The organism is Sphingobacterium sp., from assembly GCF_039596235.1.
Taxonomy (GTDB): domain Bacteria; phylum Bacteroidota; class Bacteroidia; order Sphingobacteriales; family Sphingobacteriaceae; genus Sphingobacterium.
On sequence record NZ_JBCNKE010000004.1, the window covers coordinates 79005 to 101153 of the forward strand.

At 41.8% G+C, this 22149-nt stretch carries 16 protein-coding genes; 7 read left to right on the forward strand and 9 right to left on the reverse strand.

From position 1 onward, the window contains the following. Positions 1–143 precede the first annotated feature (143 nt). The 6 genes from ABDW32_RS10240 to ABDW32_RS10265 form a co-directional block, all read right to left on the reverse strand. Positions 144–1586 (reverse strand): hypothetical protein, encoded by a 1443-nt coding sequence (locus ABDW32_RS10240; protein ID WP_343562029.1) that lies wholly within the window; start codon positions 1584–1586, stop codon positions 144–146. A 76-nt stretch (positions 1587–1662) separates the two neighbouring features. Further along, positions 1663–3381 carry a M64 family metallopeptidase gene (locus tag ABDW32_RS10245; RefSeq protein WP_343562031.1) on the reverse strand — a complete coding sequence of 573 codons (1719 nt, stop codon included), beginning with the start codon at positions 3379–3381 and terminating at the stop codon, positions 1663–1665. Between the two features lie 157 nt (positions 3382–3538). Continuing rightward, entirely contained in the window at positions 3539–4399 is an 861-nt protein-coding gene (locus ABDW32_RS10250; RefSeq protein ID WP_343562033.1) for an AraC family transcriptional regulator, read from the reverse strand. Positions 4400–4463: 64 nt separating this feature from the next. Continuing rightward, positions 4464–5630: a thioredoxin-like domain-containing protein gene (locus ABDW32_RS10255; RefSeq protein WP_343562035.1), complete on the reverse strand. Its 1167-nt coding sequence runs from the start codon at positions 5628–5630 to the stop codon at positions 4464–4466. A gap of 19 nt (positions 5631–5649) precedes the next feature. After that, complete coding sequence (locus tag ABDW32_RS10260) at positions 5650–7989, reverse strand: glycoside hydrolase N-terminal domain-containing protein (RefSeq protein WP_343562037.1); 2340 nt, start codon at positions 7987–7989, stop codon at positions 5650–5652. Beyond that, positions 7979–9862 carry an alpha-L-fucosidase gene (locus tag ABDW32_RS10265; protein WP_343562039.1) on the reverse strand — a complete coding sequence of 628 codons (1884 nt, stop codon included), beginning with the start codon at positions 9860–9862 and terminating at the stop codon, positions 7979–7981. Before ABDW32_RS10265 ends, ABDW32_RS10260 begins: the two co-directional genes overlap by 11 nt. A gap of 451 nt (positions 9863–10313) precedes the next feature. Here ABDW32_RS10265 and ABDW32_RS10270 point away from each other — a divergent pair, with 451 nt between their 5' ends. Together ABDW32_RS10270 and ABDW32_RS10275 are read left to right on the forward strand one after the other, a co-directional pair. Then, positions 10314–10769 (forward strand): META domain-containing protein, encoded by a 456-nt coding sequence (locus ABDW32_RS10270; RefSeq protein ID WP_343562041.1) that lies wholly within the window; start codon positions 10314–10316, stop codon positions 10767–10769. Between the two features lie 333 nt (positions 10770–11102). After that, positions 11103–12275 carry an aminotransferase class I/II-fold pyridoxal phosphate-dependent enzyme gene (locus ABDW32_RS10275; RefSeq protein ID WP_343562043.1) on the forward strand — a complete coding sequence of 391 codons (1173 nt, stop codon included), beginning with the start codon at positions 11103–11105 and terminating at the stop codon, positions 12273–12275. A gap of 89 nt (positions 12276–12364) precedes the next feature. Here the strand turns inward: ABDW32_RS10275 and tpx are convergent, their stop codons facing one another. Next, positions 12365–12865 (reverse strand): thiol peroxidase, encoded by a 501-nt coding sequence (gene tpx, locus ABDW32_RS10280; RefSeq protein ID WP_343562045.1) that lies wholly within the window; start codon positions 12863–12865, stop codon positions 12365–12367. Between the two features lie 152 nt (positions 12866–13017). Here tpx and ABDW32_RS10285 point away from each other — a divergent pair, with 152 nt between their 5' ends. The 3 genes from ABDW32_RS10285 to ABDW32_RS10295 all read left to right on the forward strand — a co-directional run bounded on the left by ABDW32_RS10285 (position 13018) and on the right by ABDW32_RS10295 (position 16112). Then, positions 13018–14244, forward strand: a complete 1227-nt coding sequence (locus ABDW32_RS10285; protein ID WP_343562047.1) for an outer membrane protein transport protein — start codon at positions 13018–13020, stop codon at positions 14242–14244. A gap of 25 nt (positions 14245–14269) precedes the next feature. After that, the gene (locus ABDW32_RS10290; protein WP_343562049.1) at positions 14270–15580 is read left to right on the forward strand and encodes an SGNH/GDSL hydrolase family protein; all 1311 of its coding nucleotides are present in this window, start codon (positions 14270–14272) and stop codon (positions 15578–15580) included. 115 nt (positions 15581–15695) lie between these two features. After that, positions 15696–16112 carry an OsmC family protein gene (locus ABDW32_RS10295; RefSeq protein ID WP_343562051.1) on the forward strand — a complete coding sequence of 139 codons (417 nt, stop codon included), beginning with the start codon at positions 15696–15698 and terminating at the stop codon, positions 16110–16112. Positions 16113–16191: 79 nt separating this feature from the next. Here ABDW32_RS10295 and ABDW32_RS10300 read toward each other — a convergent pair whose 3' ends face one another. After that, a complete protein-coding gene (locus ABDW32_RS10300; protein WP_343562052.1) occupies positions 16192–18564 on the reverse strand; it encodes an outer membrane beta-barrel family protein in 2373 nt (790 codons plus the stop codon). A gap of 113 nt (positions 18565–18677) precedes the next feature. Here ABDW32_RS10300 and ABDW32_RS10305 point away from each other — a divergent pair, with 113 nt between their 5' ends. Together ABDW32_RS10305 and ABDW32_RS10310 are read left to right on the forward strand one after the other, a co-directional pair. Beyond that, positions 18678–19997, forward strand: coding sequence for a HAMP domain-containing sensor histidine kinase (locus tag ABDW32_RS10305; RefSeq protein WP_343562054.1), 1320 nt, complete (start codon positions 18678–18680; stop codon positions 19995–19997). Between the two features lie 168 nt (positions 19998–20165). Next, a complete protein-coding gene (locus ABDW32_RS10310; RefSeq protein ID WP_343562056.1) occupies positions 20166–20843 on the forward strand; it encodes a response regulator transcription factor in 678 nt (225 codons plus the stop codon). 9 nt (positions 20844–20852) lie between these two features. Here the strand turns inward: ABDW32_RS10310 and ABDW32_RS10315 are convergent, their stop codons facing one another. Next, positions 20853–21908, reverse strand: a complete 1056-nt coding sequence (locus tag ABDW32_RS10315) for a DUF2157 domain-containing protein (protein WP_343562058.1) — start codon at positions 21906–21908, stop codon at positions 20853–20855. Between the last annotated feature and the right edge of the window lie 241 nt (positions 21909–22149).

Below are 22149 nucleotides of genomic sequence, written 5' to 3' on the forward strand. Positions count from 1 at the left end.
AGTGAATTCCCAGTGGCTGAATACCTAAAAAGAGGCCTAATGGGATGAGCAGCATAAAAGAAAATAGGTGTGTCCGACCCTTATGGACACACCTATTTTTATTCTATTTTTTCGGATTGCCCTGTTGGTTTGAATTCTTCACATCAGTATTCCACCACTACTTTATCACGCCATTTTTCATTTTTAATCACCTGAAAGCCCTGATCATCACTTATTCCAGTGAGCAGTTTACCTTTAAATAATAGCTGTACATTATTTCGGATTTCGCTGCCCAGTTCAAAAGTACGTGCAAGTTCCCCTTTTCTGAAAACGCGCAGCTCATAACTGACCGTCTTATTCTCCGGGACATCCCCCATAAATTGATTAAATTCAAAGGTTTTTAAACCGGTAGTCCAATTGGGCACAATGCGGAGGATGGTATTATCCGATTTTTGATCCGATACGGTTGCGAAGGGATAATAGTGGAAGGCCTGATGTTTCTGTGTGATCTGTATACTGTCAACGAGCTGTAGGCCCTCGGTATCCGTACATTCAAATTTCACTTCGCTATAGATACGGGACATCGTCAATACCCTTTCGATGGGCTCCTTTACCTCAAATGTATCCCGTACCGCAAATATCACAGCAGCCCGCTCATGGAACGCATTGGAAACCGAAAGACTCCTCAGATCCGTGACCGATGCTGGAATCAATAGTGGCGCCCCCGAATTTTTAGAAAGTAGGCTCAGGTAGTAAGTTCCCATTGGCAAAGCGACATTAAATTTTTCTTTTGCACTGAGTGTACCGGACTTTACCAACAGCTTCGTATTTGCATCGAAGATATGGTAATACAATTTATCGGGCAGAACAGATTGGTCCGCAGTTCCACGAATATTAATATTGTCCATTTTAAAAGTTCCGGTACTTTCGTTGTAGTTGCTTCCACCATCCCTATTTCCGGCAAATAACGCTATCTTTAACCAACAACCTTGGGCAGCCGTCAGGTTAATCGAGGTCAGCGGCTGTTCCAATGTCAATTTAGCCGAAGTACTGAGGTTCGGCGGATAATATACGGTGTCCGTCAGATTTTTGAATGTAACCCCTTTATCAGTCGAATAACTCAAGAGCAAGGCACGGGGACCGGTTCCGGAGCTATTCGCATCAAAAGTCAGATCTCCCAAGCTGCCGATTCCCGAAACAGGGATCTTGATCAGAATTTCTTTAGCTCCTTTAAAGCTAATGGCCTTACCGGAGCTCGGCCAACCGGCAACAAAACCATAGTCGGTTTTACCGTTATTGTAATCAATCGCTGCCGCATCCTCAAGCGCCATGCTAGGATCTGCGTTACCGATATCAAAATTCCAATGGTAAAGGAGTTGAGTTTCTGCGTTGCTCCCGCTGGTAGAAGCCCTTTTAGATTTGGACGACTGCGCTTTCAGGGGACTGACAATCGCTTCAAAATCTTTGATTTTGAAAGTTACTGCATGCGTTTTTTCATTGCTTTCATCAGGAAGTTTTGCATTTTTCTTACAGGAAGATACGGCAGTTAAAATCACAATGAATAAGCACGAAAAATTTCCCAGCGTAAAATGGGATCGCTTTTTCATAATTACAAATGATTTATAAGTTAACTAACCGGCAGATTAAAATTAACCTATAAATCACTACGTATCAACGATGTAACTAAAAAGTTACCTCTGTAGGTTCACTCTTACAGGTCGTTTCTTTATCTACTTTTTGAACATACAGCTTTCGGACAGTAACGGATCGGTCAAGAACAAGTCGATTATTGGCGTCCGTCGGACGTACATATTCCCCATTGAATTCGTCCCATTCATAAATTGGTTTACCTTCCGCATCTGACCAAATGTAATTGTAACGAGCATCTGCTTTATCCTGTATGATCAGCTCAAGCTTATTTTTCTTTTTGTCAATCTTGACGCGGATATTCCCTGGTTTCTCCACCTTTGGCAATGTTTTCAACAAGATCTCCGATTGCGGGGATTGCTTATTTTTCCAACGTGCAATGACATGGTATTTTTTAGGCTGGGAAAGGTTTCGGATAAAGACGTTCGTTCCGGCGCCAATAGCTGTACCAGTAGCTGTCTCATACCATTGGTATTCCAGTCCAGCAATAGGCCTTTTGACGCTCATCACCTGATCCCCGCCATAGCAGGTTTCAAGCGTATCACCCCAGGTATTTATCGGCTTGGCAAGTACACTGGATGTAAGCTGATTAATTTTCCATACAATGGAATCCTTATGGTTCACATAAGCCGGATTACGGAGCAGGTCTGTAGTATCCTGAATAAGCACTTTCAGCTCATTTACTCCGACCTGCAACATTCCTGGATCCAGATAAATCGAATCGATATCATGGGCAATAAGCTCATTATTGAGCGACCATATCAGCTTGAATGTATTGGGCGATGGCTTTGCCAAACGCAGCGTGAATTTCTGAACACTATCCAATTGCAGCACATTGTTGAGTACTGGCTTAACGGCAATAAAGGGTGTAGATTTTTGCTTTATTGCTGCTACAAACTGCTCCTGACAGACAGGACAAAAAGGCGCAACAAGGTATTGCATTTTGCAATATTCATGTGGTCGGAACCAAGTTGAAGGGGATCCTTTTCCGCCATAGGAATAGATACCCACACCATCTTTTCCAAGCCAGTATTTCCAGGGAACGGCATTCACATCAGCCGACTGTGAACGGTTGACAGATTCAATGGCATATTGATTTCCAGCCCAATACTCATCAGCCAACTGGGCAAAAGAATGTCCAATCTCGTGCACAGCGATATCGTTGCTTTTAAAGTTGACCGTTGAAGTCGCCCATTTTCCACCTGATCCGCCATAAAATGGCGAATTGACCAGTACAACCACCTGTGTATAATTAGGGATATGCGTTTTTAACACCGCTTCAATACGATCATTCTTTTGGGGGACCACCAAACGATGCAGTCCACCATTGTCAAAGCTACTTCCAAAAATAGTATTTGGATGGCTTACGGGTACCGCATGGTCTCTGGTGAATTTATTATAGCGCTTTGGATATTTGCCAAGATCCGTATCACCATGCACACAGTCGCTTGCTTTGCAGTCATGGGTAGCACCGGACTCCTCAGATATGGTGCGAATAGCAAACACATTGAAGAAAGCACTATATTGTTTGAAAGGCTCTATCGAGAAGAAATAGTTTGTAAACTGCTTGGAATCTTCCGCATAATCGTCTAGCTGATCTTTTGTATAGCCATCACCCAAAATAACCAGGTTCACCATATTGTGCGCTGTTCCTTGATACTGTAAGGTATCAATCTTGAAATTTTGAGATTGGGCTGCTGCCGGCATCAGATAGCCAAGTAGTGCAAGCAGGACACAAATTAAATTTTTATTCATCGAGTAACAATCGTTAGATTCCAAAAATAAGGTTTTCGCAATCCTAATCGTTACATTTTATTGCTGAGTGCTTCTCCGATTTTGTCCACTGAGCTGGGATCATTAACGCTGCACAATCTTCCTCGCCGCATGCTGACCGGTATACCAGTTACTGGGCTTAATCACGCATGCGATGCTCCTGCACGTATTCGCTTGGAGAATGCTTTGTGATTTTCTTAAACACCCGGTTGAAATTGACCACATTGTTAAATCCGGTTTTAAACGCGATATTGGATACGCTTTCGGAGGATTCATCTATCAGCATTTTGCAGGCACGCTCGATTCTGATTTCATTCAGGAAGGTGACATAGGTCTTGCGGGTGTGTTTTTTAAAATACTTGCAAAATGCATGGGGAGTCATATGAGCGACCGCAGCGATATCCTCAAGTGATATTTTATCTCCAAAATGCTGAAAGGTGTATTGAAATATTTCGTTGATACGCAATCCTTCAGCATCCGAAAATTTCTTTTGGGGTATACCTGTATATAGCGAAGTCCATTGATCGACCTTTTTACTCAAAAAATTAATCAGTTTTACAAAGGACAAGAGCCGGTCTATTCCTGCACTTGTGTTGATCTGTACAAATTTATCCTTGAGCGCAACCGCATGTTCGGCATCCAGCTTTTTACTGACATTGATATGTTCCAGAAAGTATTTGACATCATCAAATTCGGGAAAGTCCAGAAAAGATTTAAAATGCGCATAGTCAAAGAAAATATGAATGGCATGAATGCCGTCCTTAATATCTTCGGCGGTTTTAAACATATGCGGCTCATCTGCATCGACAATATAGATTTCATCTTCTTCAAAACTATGGGTAAAGTTGCCGATCATAAAAGTCCCGCGACCTTTTAAGATATAGGTTAATTGGATCTCCTTATGCCGATGGTAATTACTATAGAAGGACGGCAAGACATCCTCTTGCACGCAAATAGATCCCTGATACACCACCGGAACTGTAAACTGAACAACTTTCATCGTTTTTGAAATAACAAATATTAAACCGTTAATTCAAATATACCATTTTTTAAGACAATAATCGTTAATTTTTCACTAAAAACGCCTTGACTTTGGCAATAAACTGGGGTAAAGTGGGATCTTCACCTGTGAGCGACAAGATATTGAAGGTCTGTGGGCTGACCCATAAATAGCTTGGAGAACGGTCTATACCAAAATCATTTTCCATTGCCGCCCGATCGTTTGTATTCAAATAATAGTTATACGGCCCAAGGTTTAGTGCCCTACTGGTTTTGATCCAGGCATCCTGATCACTGTCCAGGGAAAAGTAAATCACGCGAACGCCCATTGCTTTTAACTGCGGCTCTTTTTTGTGCAATTCAGTCACATCGGATACACTGTAGGTACTTGTTGATTTCCAAAATGCAAAGATCAACATCTTAGCATCTGAAAATTCACTGAGTTTTAGGGAATCCCGTTGCACATTCATTGGTGTAATCGCAGGAAAAACCGGCATGTTCTCATAAAAATCTTTCACCCGGTCTACTTTACCACGCGCAAATTTATAATAGGGATGTTTTTGTAGGGTCGCATCGAAACGCTGCAGGGCCAGATCAAATTTTTTAAAATTGTCCTGATCGACGGTAACATATTTAAAAAAGTAAGGAAGTACCAAAGAGGACTGATGTGTGCTGTCCAGAATAAAATCAGCATATAAATTCCGGAGGTTATATGGTTTAATGGCCGACAAACGCTGTAGTTCGTCAACAGATTTCTCATAAGATCCATCGTTACGTAAAGCCATCGCTGAAAGCTGACCGTTTAATGCTGCAATTCTCCCCAATCTCTTTTCCTCCTTTGATTTTTCTTCTTTTTCACGCTGATGATACCGTTCGGTAAACTGAACAAAATCCCTTGCATTTCCGGAGCTTGTTGTCAAGGTAAAAAGTCCTTTATTTTCTTTGAGCGCATAGTCACTTCCGCCTTCCAAAAACAAGTTATAAGGTTCTCCGCCATTGATCTGAACCGCATAAAAGCCAGTCATTGCCAACTCCCCTTCGAGGGTAAACTGACCGTTGGTAACACTTGTTTTCGTAAACTGCTGCATTTTGTTCTCTGGATCGATAAGTGCCACCACACTTCCATCAGCGGCACTTGTCTGTCCGGTTATTTTGTAAACGAAGGTTTTCAACAGCTCCTCTTTTTTCGCTTTGTCTGTCTTCTGGGAACAGGCAGTTGCTCCCAACAGCATCGATAGTAAACAAAAATAACTAACGGACCTGATAGTCCTTATAAGCTCCATTTTCAAATATGCGAACATTCCCTTTTTCTCCTTTTATTTTAAGCCTGACAATTTTCCCATTTTCCCAGCTCATATCAACCGTATAATTTCCTCTGGCCTTCAAGCCTTTGACCTGGCCTTTAGACCAAGCTTTAGGCAAAGCCGGCAGCAGGTGAATATACCCGTTGTGACTTTGGATCAACATCTCCGCAATGCCAGCAGCACCACCAAAGTTACCGTCAATCTGAAATGGCGGATGTGCACAGAATAAGTTGGGATAGGTACCAGCGCCTACGCCCTGATAGGTTGTTTCACTGGTAAAGGCTGGTTTGAGCAACTGGCGAAGGATTTCCAACGCATGATCACCATCCTGCAACCTTGCCCAAAACAATATTTTCCAGCCTCTCGACCATCCTGTCCCTTCATCTCCTCTTACAGCCAATGTTTTCCGAGCAGCTTCGGCCCAGTCCGGCGTAGTTTGTGGAGAGATAAATGCCGCAGGATATAGACCATATAAATGGGATACATGACGATGTTGAGGATCAGTCTCCTGATAATCTTCAAGCCATTCCATTACACGTCCAGATTTACTGACCACTACCGGGGGTGGAATCTCCTTTAATTTTCCTTTCAAGCTAGCCACAAAACGATCTCTGACGGCCAAAATAGAATCTGCCTGAATCAGGGCCTGATATAATTCACGTACAATCTGATTGTCAATCGTGGGCCCCATGACCACCGATGCTACCTTTCCATTGGACATCCGAAAAGAATTTTCCGGTGAAACAGAGGGGGAAGTTACCCACCAGCCCGTTTTTGGATCTTGCACCAAGGTATGGTCATAAAATTCTGCGGCACCTTTAAGTATCGGATAGATTTCTTTCAGATATCCCCGATCAGCAGTAAAAAGATAATGCTCCCACAGGTGGTTACATAACCAACCCGAGGCTGTACTGGATCCCCAGGAAGCCTGTTCACCCGGAGCGGAATAGCCCCAGATATTGGTCATCATATAAACAACCCATCCTGGCGCATTGTAATATGCTTTTGCAGTTTGCTCACCAGTTTTTGCGACCCGCTTTATCAGCTCAATAAAAGGTCGATGGTATTCACTTAGGTTGTTTACCTCTACACCCCAGTGATTCATCTGCGCATTGATATTGAGATGATAATCCCCATTCCAGGGAGTCTGGATCTGATTGGCCCATAATCCCTGTAAGTTGGGCGGAAGTGCTTTTGCATTTTTCGGCGCCGAACTTGAAATATTCAAATAACGGCCATACTGATAATAAAGGGTAGCCAAATCGGGATCCTGTGTTGGATTTTTATAAAAATTAGCTATCCGTTCATTCGTCGGAATACCGGTATTCGCAGGATTCCCAAAAAGATTGAGCTCAACCCGATTAAAAATATTTTGATAAGCGCTGACATGTTTACGGAACATTTGAGCTGAACTGGAGCCTTGTACGCCAGCAATAGCCGCTTTGGCCGTTGTCAGCGGATCGGAGCCATAATAGGATGTAGTGGCTGTCAGATAAATCGACAGATTTCCTGTAGCTGAAACTTCCAGCACCTGATCTTTTTTGTCCACACGGAGATTTTTGCCCTGTACTTTTAACAAAGCGACAAATCTTAGGTTCTTGCCGCCTTTTCCGTCTGGCAATGATCCTTCTACCAAAATACCGTCGTCCAGCAGGCGATACTGGTCTATGTTCTCTTTTCGCTCGAAAGAAATACCAACGGTCTGTCTAGCATCCTTGTTTTGATTGAGTTGAATTACACCGACATTTCTGTCAAAAGAGGTGTAGTAGATTCGGTTAATTTTTGTGGTTCCGGCACGAAAAGAAGTCTGAGCTGTCGCCGTAGCCAAATCCAATGACCTGGTATAGTCTGTAATGGAAGAAGATGGTAATTGATATTGCAAGAGCAGATCTCCCAGTACCTGATAACAGCCAAAAGGAACATTGGCGCCATTTCCAAAGCCTGAACCTTTGCCTTTGGTCACAAATGTTTCATTGACCAATTTTTCGGCTTCATCATTTTTCCCTGCTTTCAATAAAGCCTGTATGGCATCGACATTTTTATGCGCCTCATAATTATTGGGGTCTTCCGGACTTCCGGACCACATACTGATCTCATTCAGTACAATTTTTTCCCGAGTCGCGTTTCCATCAGGCATCATACCGATCAGCCCATTACCCAACGGTAAGGTTTCCTCCCAGATTTGGGCAGGTTTATTATACCAAAGACTGAGCGGATTTTGCTGCGCAAACAAAAACGTGGTCTGACAGATACAGACCACGCAAAGCATTAAAATTCTATTTCTCATATAGTTCAAGCTCGGCGATAGTCAGCTCATTCCCTTCAATAAATTGCTTCGGTTCAAATTTGATGAACTTGATATTTTTATTCGTTTCAAAAAACACCTGTTGTAAAATTGGATTTGCTTTGATATTGGAGAACTCGCCTTCTTTTGCGCTTGTCCATTTTTTACCATCTACACTAGTCGAGATCGTGTATTTCGTCGGAATACCGCCTGTCTTTTTATCTTGGCGTGGCAGGAAACCAATACCAGAGACCGTCCCATTTGTTTCAATCACCAAAACGCCTTGATCAGCTACCGTTGCAAAGGTATTTGGATTGCCATCGGTCATATACGCTGTATTATTCGATGCTCCCGTTTTTAATTTAAAGCCAGTTTGCTTTTTAAGTTCTTTAGTATCGAAGGCAAAGGGTTCATCAAATTCTTTGAATAATCCAAAGTCACTTAACGTAATTGCTACAGGAGCATAGATATGTAAGCGTAAGCCTGACGTAGTCACTGGCTGCTCCAGCTTGATCAAGCGATTCGCACCGATACTGGTTGCTTTGGCCAATGGCTTCCAGGTATTGTCGCTCCATTGTTCGACGACAACACTGTCAATCCTTTGGCCAAGTTTGATATTTTCACGCAATTGGATAAGATCGAATGTTTCTGTCGACTTGAGCTTAATCTCGAGTGTAGCCGAGGTTTGCGCATCATCGGTAGCCCAGTAACTGTAGCGGTCGTTATCGGTAATCAGTGCGGTTGCATAGGTTTTGGAATCGCCGTTGCGCGTATTTGAAGCTGTAATGCGCGCACCTTTTGCCAGGTTGGTACGGAAAGTTTCCTTGATCTTTTTACCAAAGGCTTGTAAAGATTTCACATCATTATCATGTAAAGTACCTGAAGGCATTGGTGCTAGGCCAAGATTCATACAGGCTCCACGCCCCACAGATTTAAGATAAATTTCAAATAATTGACTGGGTGTTTTTACACGGCTATTCTGCTCCTCGTGATAAAACCATCCCGGACGTTGAGGCACATCACATTCTGCGGGAATCCAATATTTCCCATTCCGGTCGCCCGATTCGGCATTATGCGATTCGGTTGCACCGGGTACAGCAATTTTTCCATTGAGTCCTATTGGTGTAAATGTTGCCCATGAGGTCTCAGCTGCAAAACCGTGTTCGTTACCCACCCAGCGCATATCGGGGCCAATATCTGAAAATATCACCGCATTCGGCTGAAGTTTGCGGACAATCGGCCAGGTTTTCTCATGCCACTCGTAATAAGTTGTTCGGTCAATGATCCGTTTACCTTCATGCCCGCCGTAGTAGCCATCGCCGCCATTGGCCCCATCATGCCAGGAAGTAAACAAAGGACCATAATTACTCATCAGTTCCGTCAACTGCTGCCGATAGGCATTTGCATATGCCGGTGTACCATAATGTTCGTCGTGACGATCCCATGCCGATAGGTATACGCCAAACTTCATTCCATTACGATGGGTTGCAGCCATAAATTCCTTCACCATATCGCCTTTCCCATTTTTCCAGGGAGAGGAAGCAATACTGTAGGAAGTCGTTTTTGTTGGCCATAGACAAAATCCATCGTGATGTTTAGCAACACTGATCAAGCCTTTAAAACCTCCATCCGCCGCTGCTTTAGCGATCTGATTTGCATTAAATGCCGAAGGATTAAATAAAGCTGGCTGCGCATCCCCGTAACCCCATTCTTTATTTTGGAAAGTAGTTGGTGTATAATGGATCAAGCAGTAAGTTTCCATCTCCTGCCATTTCAACTGGCGCTCCGTTGGCAAAGCACCGTATGGTTTTAACGTATCTGGTTTAGCTACTGTACCACTGGAAAGTAAGAGGGAGGATAACAAGATTGTGAACATATTCTTTATTAATAAGTACTAGAAAATTAGGTTGTAAAGCCCTAATATAAGAAGTTTTATAAAATTATCGATGTAACATTTGCGTACAGAAACAGGGTAGAAAAACGCCAAAATATATTTTAAAAGCAGAAAATTGGCCTTATTAAGCCATATCAATCGATTGATCTAAAACATTTGCTTCGTACAGCAAAATGGTATCTTAGGCTATATGGGCTGTGCTTTTTTTAGTATGTTACCGACAAAAAGAACTCATTTTGCCACAGGAGCGCAAACAAAAAACACAAATTTGTTATTAATAGAGGATAAAGAAGTTAGCTGTGCCACGGCCAGTAATAGCATGTCTGAGAGACAAGATTGGCATGATAATTATAAGTTGTAGTGCAGAAAAAGGATTGTTTATATATTATTAGAAATTATTATGAAAGTAAATTTGATGATTTTAGCAGTTGCAATGGCATTTTCAACTGTCGCATGTAACACAACAGGGAAAAAATCTGAAGCAACCGCCACTGGTGATACAGCCACTACGGTTCAAAAGCCAAGTGTAGTGGATAACGCTTCTTTGGAAGGTACTTGGGAACTTAAATCAATTACCACGCCTGAGACTGCAGGAAAAGCGCTCAAAGAATTGTATAAGGACAAAATCCCCACATTAACTTTCACAAGCAAAGATCACAAAGTAGAAGGTAACAACGGCTGTAACGGTATCGGTGGTACGTACGAAAGTGAAAAAGGGAATGCTATTAAAATCGGTGACAAATTGGTATCTACGATGATGCACTGTGAAAATGCGGCTTACAACGAATTTATGAATGGCTTAAAATCTACGACAAACTTCGATGTTAGAGATAACGAGTTAACATTTATTTCTGGCGATGTTGTCGTCATGCAGTTCGTAAAAAAATAAGGAAATACTCCAAGGAATAAAGAGCCGGTATATTGACCGGCTCTTTTATTTTAAGGTCATCTTAATTAAAAGCTTCGCATCCCACCTTTTTTCAACAGATATACCCATTTTAGCTTATTATCAGGCGGATATAAATCCCAGTTGGCTAGAAATCAGCGAGCAACAGGTACTTCCATGCATCTCAGGTCAGGGAGTAGTTTTTCGTCTGTTGAGCAGGAAAAAAGAAGGGAATGGAAACTCCGAGAAAAAAATCTGGCTATTTTTTTCATAAAATGGGTCATTTCATTGGTAATTATACGAATATAAAAATTTCATCTCGTAACTTTACGCATCATGAAAAAAGATCAATCTAAAATCATACGTGAACAGGTCGATCGTTCAGCACTTCGCGAACATTCGACTCCTTTATACCTCACATCAAGTTTTATCTTCGACAGCGCTGAACAGGGTCGGGCGGTCTTTGCCGGCGAAGAAGATGCAATGATTTATTCCCGCTATGCCAATCCGAATACGTCGGAGTTCATCAACAAGGTCTGTATTATGGAAGGAGCTGAATCGGGCTTATCTTTCGCATCGGGTATGGCTGCAGTATTTGCATCCTTTGCTGCAATTATTGAAAGTGGAGACCATATCGTTTCTTCGCGTGCGATATTTGGTTCTACCCATCAGTTATTTACGGAACTTTTCCCGCGTTGGGGTGTTACCACAACCTATGTAGATGCGGCTAATCCCGAGGAATGGGAAAAGGCCATACAGCCCAATACGAAAATTATATTTTTAGAATCTCCGTCCAATCCCGGATTGGAATTGGTTGATTTAGAATGGCTGGGTAAATTCAAGGAAAAATATCCGAATATTATTCTATCGATCGACAATTGTTTTGCGACACCATATCTTCAGAAACCAATTCAGTATGGATTTGACTTGGTCATTCATTCGGCGACCAAATACATGGATGGACAGGGACGCGTTTTGGGTGGTATTGTGGTTGGAAAACAGGAATTAATAGACAAATTGATGTTCTTTATCCGACATACAGGCCCGGCATTGTCACCATTTAATGCCTGGATTATTTCCAAAAGTCTGGACACTTTAGGCATCCGTATGGATCGTCATTGTTCCAATGCGCTGGCATTGGCGCAGGCATTGGAAAATCATCCGGAGATTGAAGATGTAAAATACCCTTTTCTACCGAGCCATCCACAATATGAGCTGGCTAAGAAACAGATGAAAGCAGGTGGTGGTATTGTTACATTGGTTGTCAAGGGTGGATTTGAACGGGCAAAAGCTTTTGTTGACCACTTGGAGATGATTTTATATACCTCCAATTTGGGTGACTCCAGATCTATTGCGACACATCCAGCGTCGACGACACACTCGAAGTTATCCGAAGAGGAGCGCCTGAACTTAGGTATACAACCCGGCAGTATCCGATTGTCGGTTGGCTTAGAGGATCAGGAGGATATTATCAACGATATCTTACAGGCTTTAGAAAAGACCAAATAAGCGAAAAAAGCGTGCTAAGCACGCTTTTTTCGCTTATTTGGTCTTTAGCGTATCGAGGATATAGATAGGAGATTTTAATTATCCCCGATTTAGTTCAACGAAGCGATAGCAGCTGCGTAGTTCGGTTCGTCAGCGATTTCAGCAACTTGCTCTTCGTACAAAACTTTACCGTTCTCATCCAAGGTAATCACAACACGGCTCAACAGCCCTGCTAATGGTCCATCAGCTATAGCCAACTGATAAGCGTCAGAGAAATTCGAATCTTTATATTCCGACAATGTCACTACATTATTCAGGCCTTCGGCTGCGCAAAAACGGCCCTGTGCAAATGGCAAATCTTTCGATATACATAATACCACTGTATTGTCTAATTGAGATGCTTCTTTGTTAAATGCACGTACCGATGCGGCACAGGTTCCGGTGTCCACACTAGGAAAAATATTTAACACAATTTTTTTCCCTTTAAAATCCGCAAGTGACTTATCCGAAAGATCTCCTGCAGTCAATTTAAAATCAGGCGCTTGTGTACCAACTTGTGGTAAACTGCCTTTTGTGTTCACTGGATTACCCTTAAAAGTGATTGTAGCCATAATATATAATTGTTTAATTTTTAGTTTCTTTGCTTTTAAAGGTACGAGCAAAAAAAATATTACACAACATTTATTAATATTAGCCAAACATTTATTATGTTAGCATTGTATTTTAAATTAAAGAGGAACGTTAACCAACAATAAACACTAGTATGAAGAAATTATTATTCTCAATACTTTGTGCAAGTCCATCACTCCTGTTTGCACAAGGATCACAGGTGAATCTACAAAGCCCCAAAGCTGTCGGAATGGGGGGAGCAGGATCTGCTTACTTTATAGATGAATCTTCCATTTTCTACAGTCCGGGTGCTTTAGCAAAGATGGATCATAATGCCATTTCGGTGGCTGGAAATGCCGTGATGTACAAATCTGCATTTCAGGAGACCGGAAGTACAGTTGTTTATCACACCAGAAATCAGGTTTCCACTCCTTTTTCGTTATTTGCGGCAATTGGACCTAAAAATTCTTGGTGGAAAGCTGGTATCGGGGTTTATACCCCTTATGGTGGCGCTGTCGACTGGGGTAAGGAATGGGTAGGCAAGTTTAGTTTGGTGAGTTTAGCGCTACGCGCGATTTATATTCAACCTACACTCAGTTTCAAACTTACCGAAAACTTTAGTGTTGGGGGTGGTTTTGTATATAATATAGGTACAGTAGATCTGGAAAATTCCGTTCCGGTATTCTATCCAGATGGCCGTGCTGGTTTAGCAACCTTAAAAGGTACAGGTACGGGTACAGGCTATAACGTCGGTATCCACTACAACCTGGAAGACGAATTTGCGATATCCGTAAGCTACCGTTCGAAAGTAGTCACAAAACTTAAAGACGGTGATGCAATATTTGAAGTCCCAGCAGCTGTGGCCAGTAATTTCCCTGCCGGCAATACATTCAGCGCTGAGTTACCATTACCATCTACTTTTGCAGTCGGAATGGCTTTCCCGCTCTCTGAGAAATTTAAAATGGCAATCGATGCGACCATGATTAACTATGATATCTATAAAGCACTGGATTTCGATTACAAGGAAAATACACCTGTATTAAAAGATACGCATTCGCCGAAAAATTACGATAAAGCGGGTTCCATCAAGGCGGGTTTGGAATATATTGCTTCAGATAAATTACAATTGCGTATCGGCGGTGGTTATATTGCGACTCCAGTACAACAGAGTGCCTATGTTTATCCCGAGACACCGGACAATACCAGATATCTTGTATCCGGCGGTCTTACGATAAAACCAACACCAAAATTTGATATCACAGGTTCATTTGCCTATCAGCGTATTCTGCCACGTAAATCCACTAACATTGATAGCCACCTTTCAGGTACCTATTCGACAAATATTTTTGCACCGGGAATTGGCGTAAGCTATAAATGGTAATTATTAACAGCCAAATTTGATTAAGATGAAAACAAATAAATTTTATATAGGTGCGGCGTTAGTACTTTTATCTATCGCCTCATGTAAACCTACTTTAGATGAGTATCAAGCTTCGGCAGGCTCAGTCAATTTCACAAAATATGTCGCTATTGGCAATTCTCTGACCGCTGGCTATGCCGATGGCGGTCTTTATCTGGAAGGACAAAAAGTTGCCTACCCCAACCTAATTGCAGAGCAATTGAAGCAGGTCGGTGGTGGCGAATTTAAATCACCGTTTTTTAGTGATGCGAAAGCCAACGGATCGGGCTATATTACTTTGACAGGATTGGTCAATGGTCAACCCGTAACCGCGCAGGTAACAGACAAATTAGCCTATCGTTCGGCCTCACCAAAACTATTGACAAAATATACTGATCCAATCAATAATCTCGGTGTCCCCGGAATGCGTATGGATATGGCTTTTAAGGCTGGTATTGGTTCGCAGGCAGGAAATATGTATTATGAACGTTTATTACCCGACGCTGACGCCCTAAAAACCTATTTCACATACTCAACGTCACAAAACCACACCTTTTTTAGTTTTGCGCTGGGCAATAATGACGCACTTGGTTGGGCGACAAATGGCGGTGTAGAAGATGGTCCTACATCTACGCTCACCGAAACGGCCCTCTTCAAAACATTGTTGGGCAACTACGTAACTGCCTTAACTACGGGTGACAAAAAAGGCGTTATTGCGACTATTCCGGACGTAACAGCAACTCCTTATTTTACAACGGTAACCCGTACAGCTTTATTGGCGGCAGTCAATGCGACAAAACCACCAACTCCGGTAACCAATATCTTTATTGCTACAAAAGCAGGCCCTCGTGCGGCGACCGATAAAGATTATTTTGTGCTTCCATTTTCGTCAACAGGATTACTAGGCAAGCCAAATGCAGCTCAAATTCCTTATGGTCTACATCCTTTGAATCCCGTGGAGGACAAATATGTACTGGATGTCAGTGAAACGGAAACAGTTGTTCAACGGATCAATGAGTATAACGAAGCAATTAAGGCAGCAGCGGCATCGAAAAACCTGGCATTAGCAGATGTTCACGCATTCTTAAATAATGTCAAAGATGGTGTCCGTATCAATGGTTTGGCGGTCAGTGCTAAATATATCACCGGAAATGCATTTTCGTTGGATGGTATCCACCTTACGCCAATTGGTAATGCATTGATGGCGAACATCTTTATTAATGCAATCAATTCCAAATATGGTTCGAAGATTCCACAAGTAGATGTGGCCAAATATCGTGGTGTAAAAATGCCGGATACTGCTCCTGCAACAAAATAAACCAGCATCAACATACTGACAAAAGGCAGACGAATATACGTCTGCCTTTTTCGTATATTTGTATTACATTGGACTACTGAAAAAGGGTCCTTATTTACATAAATACAAAAGTATCATGAAAGTCAAATTGAACCGTGTCAACCAGGCTGTGCATTTTGAAGCCAGCAGTGAATTATCTTCCGTCAAAGTCAATATCGATGGTTCTGAAGCAATCGGTGGTGAAGGAAAAGGTGTTCGCCCCATGGAGTTGGTGTTGATGGCATTGGGTTCTTGCAGCGTGTTTGACCTGCATAGTATCTTGACAAAACAACGTCAGCAAATTGATGACATCCAAGTGGAGGTAGAAGGTAAACGCCGGGAAGAGATCCCCCAGATATTTACGGATATCCACATCAACTTTTTTCTCAAAGGTGACATTGATGAAGTGAAAGCGGCAAAAGCAGCCGAGCTAGCGGTAAAGAAATATTGTTCGGTACATGACATGCTTGCAGCAGGTGGCGTAAATATCAGCTACTCACTAAAAATAAATTAAGGTTCCAGCTTAGCTATCCCTGATATCGCAGTTTCTGATCAATCTGTGACCATCAGGGATAGCATGCGATTATAGATCGCTAAAGCCTTTTTTGCTCTTCGGTCTTGTTCGGCTGATTGCTACTCTTGACCTTCTGGTTGCCAAAATGATACCGCAACGTAACACTCACCTTTCTTGTATCCCGATAATCATCGAAATAATTGTTTTGATCGGCATATTTTGACGAGATTCTCATTTTTTCTGTCCTGAAAATATCCATAAATGCCAGGTTGACTTCCACGTGTTTATTAAAAAACTTTCGATTGGTCGTCAGATAGGTACTGGAATAACCCGTAATCCGAAATGGTCCCTGAATCGTAGGTGAGGTAAACGTATTGCCAAGTTCGAGGTTCCAGCCGGCGTTTTTATCCAGGACATAGTTTGAGCTTATATTTCCATTACCAATATAAACATCATTCTTATGTAGCAGGGCATCCGCTCCCATAAAATAGTTTTCATTGTACATTCCTTCCAGCTGCAGATTTAATCCCCAGCGGGAGGTCAACTGTAAACTCTTCGCCAGATCTATTCCCGCCCCCTGCCCTTTCTTAATATTGGTATATTGAAATATTAATTGATGGCTGGCATTATCCTGCAAAGCGATTTCCATATTAGGCCATTTTTCGAAACGGTAAAATAGGTCCACATTCCAGCTGTCCTTTGTCCAAGTCAGGTTGAGGTTATGCACTATCGTTGCTCTCAAGCGGGGATCTCCCTGAAAATAGGAAAATAGGTTATAATAAGATTTTGCGGGATTAAGCCATGAGTAAGCAGGACGGCTGATGCGTTTGCCATAGGAAAATCCAAATTGTTGTTGGTCTGAGAGCGTATATTGCATGTAGAAGGTCGGGAATAACACAAAATACTCCTTCTTGTTGATATCTTCAGGTTCTGAAATCAATCCCTCCAAGTCAGTATACTCGCCCCTTAACCCCGCTTTCCAGCTCCACTTCTTCCAAACGTAGTTAAATGACGTGTATAAGGCTGCATTGCGTTCTTTATACGTAAACAGGCTACTTTTATCGGGCCGATGCTGAAGAGCACCTGATTCATCATCCGAGAATATAAGGTCACTTATTGTCTTTACAGCACTAAACTTTCCGCCGAACTCTACCGCTAACCCCTGTATCTTCCCTGTAATATCCATTTGTGTAGAAAAAAGCTGGTTTTCACTCTTATTGTTGCTGATAAAACGGGTGCTGGATGGCTCTTCTCCTTTAAAATTCAATGCGGTCAGGACATCTTGATCGTTAGTTGCCTGACTGGAGGTGAAATAAGAAGACCAATGGATACTCCATTTGGGATCAAACTTCTTTGTCACCTGTAGATAAAGGTTATTGGTCTTATTGGAACGTTCATGGTCATTGGTGGTCATATAGCTGGATTCCTTCAAATGGTCTTTATTGTAAATTACAGTAGGCACTTCATAGACACCATAGGTTCTCGGCCCATAATAGCCATTTAACCCCATATTGATTGACCAGCTTGTGTCCGGCGTATATTCCATCGAAAGGACATAAGTATTTTGGCTATTATTGGTATCGAAACGGTCCATTTTACCTTCCCATGAATGCTGTTCCTTTGGATAATAGACATAATTCGTTTCATAACGGGCATAGGTACCACGCCCAAAATTGTATGTTGCACGTAGATTGAATTTTTCGTTTTTATAATACTGCGTCAGTCCAAACAGCTGTTTCCAGGTCGTGCTTTTTTCTGCCAAAGCTACTGCTGAACCCCTATACCCGTACAAAGTAGATTTGGTAAGCTTGATATTAATGACGGTACTACCCTCTGCTTCATATTTTGCGGGGGGATTGGTAATTACCTCGATGGACTGCACATCGTTGCCAGCGGTGTTCTCCAGAAAGGTTTTCAGCTCCTCACCACTGAGCAGAATCTTGCGGTCATTGATCAGCACCATAATCTTTTTGCTTCCCCTGACCATTAAGTCTGAGCCGCTTGCCATCACCAGAGGTGTGCGTTTAAGGATATCCCAGGTATTGAGCGCAGAGAGGTTACTATGCTGTACGTTGAATTCAAGGCGATCCAACTTGCGGATCAATCTGGGTTGCCGGCCCACAACATTCACTTCCGCAAGTTCCTTTGCCTTAGGCAACAGTGTCAATATCAGGGGACTCTTTAGGGTATCGCTGTAAAAAAATAATTCCTTGGCACCAAAATTCAAATGGGATGCTGAAAGATAGTATTTGGTATGTGCTGTTAATGATAATTCAAACTTACCTTCCAAATCCGCCTTCATTTCAAGAACCCGCTGGTAGGTACTATCCATCACAACAATGGATGCATCAGCAAGTCCTTCACGGTTCTGATTTTGAATTTGCCCCTCTACCTGTTTGGTTTGGGCAGTAGCGCACAATGAAGCTAAGAACAATAACAATAATCCTTTCATATTTCGGCATTTCATATTCCAAAATTGTTCATTATTGCTACTAAATACGGTTAATGAAGAGTTAATGCTGTGTTAAGGTCTATAATCTTCTCCCTTAGCAGTTATATTTGTATATGGAATTGAAACCTAAAAATTATATTATCCTCTTCATCTTATTTTTTGCCGTCCTTATCGGTATTCAAGGTTATCAATTATACAATACCTACCGGCTCAAACAACGCGAGATACTTGCGTTGGTCAAAAAAAAGCTAGACAATATCGATGACGCAAATCTTATTTTTGACCACAACTTATTAAGTAAGGATATCGCCAGAGATTATTACATCAAACTGGTCAAGAAAGAAATCACCGAAGATGGTCTAAAACACCTGTATCAAACACATGCACAGAAAACTTCCAACGAGCTAACTAAATATGTCGACAGTATATTTCAACCTCTCGGTATGCATGTCATGCTTAGACAGGAAATTTTGGGCATTTATTATAAAGATGCCCTAAAACCATTGGTCAGCGGACCGATCACTGTTTATACCACACAAGGAACCTTCCAGCATCCCATGGAATTATCCACAAGCAAATGGGTCACAGAAAAAACTGAAACAAATAAGCTCGAAGGTCGTATTGAGAGCCAAGAAATACTATATGTATTTTCGGTTCCACGAAAGACTTCCTATGAAGTGGTCAATCTTGACTGGATTTTATTTAAGGAGCTTACCTCTTTATTCATCAGTACCCTATTGATTCTGACCGCATTTATCTGGCTATTTTATCGAACCATCACGAATCTCCGAAAGCAGGACAAACAGATTGCTGTATTACACGATGTCGTAGACAATATTTCGCATGAACTAAAAACACCAGTTGCGACTTTAAAAATAGCGGCTAGCACACTACTAAAATCCCCCGATAAACATATCATTGCGGTTATTGAACGCCAGGTGAGCCGCCTGGAGCAAACACTCAACCCACTAAACGAACATCAAACCACTTCAGACTCATCACCGACAACATCCGATGAGTTAAAGGCTATTTTTAGTGATTTTCAGCTATGCAATCCAACCGTCAAACTTATTGTGGAGCTAAATGCCACTATGCAAATTTGTCTTAACAGCACCGATGCAACGACGCTCTTTTACAACTTGATGAACAATGCAATAAAATATGGTGCTACGCAATTAAGTATTCTTTTTGAAGAACAGAAAAACCAGCTATCCATTCAGGTCAAAGACAATGGCCAAGGGATGGCAGAAAGTGAATTACCCTATATTTTTGAAAAATTTTACCGGATACAAAAAGACAATATCCATGACACAAAAGGTTTGGGTCTTGGTCTATTCCTTGTTAAGAATGTCATTAAGAAATACGGTGGGGAAATCAAGGTAATCAGTAAATTGCAGCAAGGGACAACTTTTATCGTCCTACTGCCCCGTTAATTTACTTCGTGGTAAAATGGCCACCTGGAGGAATAAGGGATTATGTCAAAAGCGAACATTGTGAAGGGAAAGTAAGTGCTCCACCATTAAATTTGAACAGGATCTAGAAAAGAGCAGGCTTTATGAAGATCTAGAACAAAGCTCAGATACCATTTAGACAAAATTAAAATGAAGAATAAACTATTACTTGTAGAAGATGATCCGGATTTTGGATTTATGTTGAAACAATACCTCGAGCTTTCGGACTTTAGTGTGGATTGGATTATGCAACCGAATGACCTTACTACCGACTTTCAGAGGCTTTCAGGGTATGATTTAATTATTTTGGACGTGATGCTTCCACAGGTAAGCGGTTTTACCCTAGCGAAGGAGATCAATACGCTTTTTCCTTTACTTCCTTTCATCTTTTTAACAGCCAAAGAGCAGAAGATCGATAAACTAACAGGCCTGAAAATCGGTGCTGATGATTACATCACCAAACCCTGTGATCCTGAAGAATTGTTACTTCGCCTACAGAATATCTTAAAACGTCATCAAAAACATGTGCCATCAAGTTCGATTCCAATCGGTTCTTATCTGTTTTTACCGGATCAACTGCTGTTAAGCCATGCCCAGGAACAATATAAACTTACAGAACGCGAAGCACGCCTGCTCCTGTTTTTATGCCAGCACAATGGTCAGCTCGTGACCCGGGAAGATATTCTTGAAAAGGTCTGGGGAAATGCCGATTTTTTTACCGGCAGAAGCATGGATGTGTTTATCACACGTATACGCAAATACCTGAGCCATGATCCTAGCCTCCGTATCAGTTCGAATCGCGGAGTCGGATTTACGGTTCATTTTTGAAACTTATTATTACCTTTCAAGCTCCTCTTTTCGTCTGTTCCATAGTTTCTCTGCCCAGCGTCCGACAAACCAGAAGGAGACTGCCAGGATCAGGAAAAATACGGCTCTATTGATATTATCCCAGAGATACTCTACATAACGTGTATAGATATTCAGCACCAAAAATACGAAGCCCACTTCACGGGTGACATTGTCTTTTGCCTTTAATCCATAAATAACAAGAAAAGCGGACACCGCCGTAGATAAAATACCCCAATAAAACATGTGGTATTGACGTACCGTGGTCCATTCATAAAAATCCGAATAGTTACCAAAAATGGACAGCGTCCATAAAGAGACCATGAGGTAAATCAATCCGATGATATAACTGACTGGCTGAAATATCTGCAGGCGTTGGAAACGTGGCTGTAGCCAAACAGCTGCCGCTGTGATCATTGCACCAAAAATGGTAAAACGCAAAGGGTAATTCATCCCCCAGAATTTAAATCCCCAGTTGCTGTGGTAGGCTGTCTCGGTCGCGAACCAGACGCCTAGGGCCAACAGCATAAAGGTCCAGATCAGTTTACTATCGAGCTTTACAGCAAGAATACCGTATATTGCAACGGAGAGTAAAAACAAAAGGGAATAATGCATGGTATCTTTATCCAAAACCTTGCCCATAAAACCTATACAGGCTGCTGTTCCAAATACTCCGATCAACATCATGGTCTCGGTGGAAAGATTTTTATAGGGATAGCGTTTTTTGTAGCGAAAGCCCAGCGTATAGAATAATACGGCGACAGCAGCAAAAAAGAAACAGAATAAAATATTGGGCGCTTCATAAAGCGTATCGACAAAGGCCAAAAAAGAGGCATCTGTAAATAGCGAAAAAACAGCGAACACCAGTGAGGCCAGAGCGATCCAAAAAGCATAACGGGCCAATTGGCCCCAGTCAAAACTTTTCACATCGAGACTATCCATCAACTCAGTGGCTTTCTGTTCATCCAATAGATTCTCCTTTTTCCAAAATTGGACAATATCTTCGATAGACTGTTTTTCCTGTTTGCTGACGTCGTATTTTCGCATTATTATTGTATTGAGTATTGGGTATTGAGTATTGGGTATTGAGACCTTAGTGAAACATCGTGCTGATTTACAAATTCATTTATTTTTTTAAATTAACATTTAATTTTCGGGACTCTTCTTGTATAAACTTACAGCTTACAAGGTTATCATAACCGCCTTAGCCGACCCCAAGATAACAATTACCTTCGTAACTTCCGTACCCATCAAGGCCTGACAGAATCCACAAATCACATGTATATCA

What these genes read in the sequence shown, in the direction of transcription:
- ABDW32_RS10275 (WP_343562043.1), top strand. Translation starts at nt 11,103, where the DNA reads ATGAAAAAAGATCAATCTAAAATCATACGTGAACAGGTCGATCGTTCA.
- ABDW32_RS10240 (WP_343562029.1), bottom strand. Translation starts at nt 1,586, where the DNA reads ATGAAAAAGCGATCCCATTTTACGCTGGGAAATTTTTCGTGCTTATTC.
- ABDW32_RS10305 (WP_343562054.1), top strand. Translation starts at nt 18,678, where the DNA reads ATGGAATTGAAACCTAAAAATTATATTATCCTCTTCATCTTATTTTTT.
- ABDW32_RS10265 (WP_343562039.1), bottom strand. Translation starts at nt 9,862, where the DNA reads ATGTTCACAATCTTGTTATCCTCCCTCTTACTTTCCAGTGGTACAGTA.
- ABDW32_RS10270 (WP_343562041.1), top strand. Translation starts at nt 10,314, where the DNA reads ATGGCATTTTCAACTGTCGCATGTAACACAACAGGGAAAAAATCTGAA.
- ABDW32_RS10290 (WP_343562049.1), top strand. Translation starts at nt 14,270, where the DNA reads ATGAAAACAAATAAATTTTATATAGGTGCGGCGTTAGTACTTTTATCT.
- ABDW32_RS10260 (WP_343562037.1), bottom strand. Translation starts at nt 7,989, where the DNA reads ATGAGAAATAGAATTTTAATGCTTTGCGTGGTCTGTATCTGTCAGACC.
- tpx (WP_343562045.1), bottom strand. Translation starts at nt 12,865, where the DNA reads ATGGCTACAATCACTTTTAAGGGTAATCCAGTGAACACAAAAGGCAGT.
- ABDW32_RS10295 (WP_343562051.1), top strand. Translation starts at nt 15,696, where the DNA reads ATGAAAGTCAAATTGAACCGTGTCAACCAGGCTGTGCATTTTGAAGCC.
- ABDW32_RS10250 (WP_343562033.1), bottom strand. Translation starts at nt 4,399, where the DNA reads ATGAAAGTTGTTCAGTTTACAGTTCCGGTGGTGTATCAGGGATCTATT.
- ABDW32_RS10310 (WP_343562056.1), top strand. Translation starts at nt 20,166, where the DNA reads ATGAAGAATAAACTATTACTTGTAGAAGATGATCCGGATTTTGGATTT.
- ABDW32_RS10245 (WP_343562031.1), bottom strand. Translation starts at nt 3,381, where the DNA reads ATGAATAAAAATTTAATTTGTGTCCTGCTTGCACTACTTGGCTATCTG.
- ABDW32_RS10285 (WP_343562047.1), top strand. Translation starts at nt 13,018, where the DNA reads ATGAAGAAATTATTATTCTCAATACTTTGTGCAAGTCCATCACTCCTG.
- ABDW32_RS10315 (WP_343562058.1), bottom strand. Translation starts at nt 21,908, where the DNA reads ATGCGAAAATACGACGTCAGCAAACAGGAAAAACAGTCTATCGAAGAT.
- ABDW32_RS10255 (WP_343562035.1), bottom strand. Translation starts at nt 5,630, where the DNA reads ATGCTGTTGGGAGCAACTGCCTGTTCCCAGAAGACAGACAAAGCGAAA.
- ABDW32_RS10300 (WP_343562052.1), bottom strand. Translation starts at nt 18,564, where the DNA reads ATGAAAGGATTATTGTTATTGTTCTTAGCTTCATTGTGCGCTACTGCC.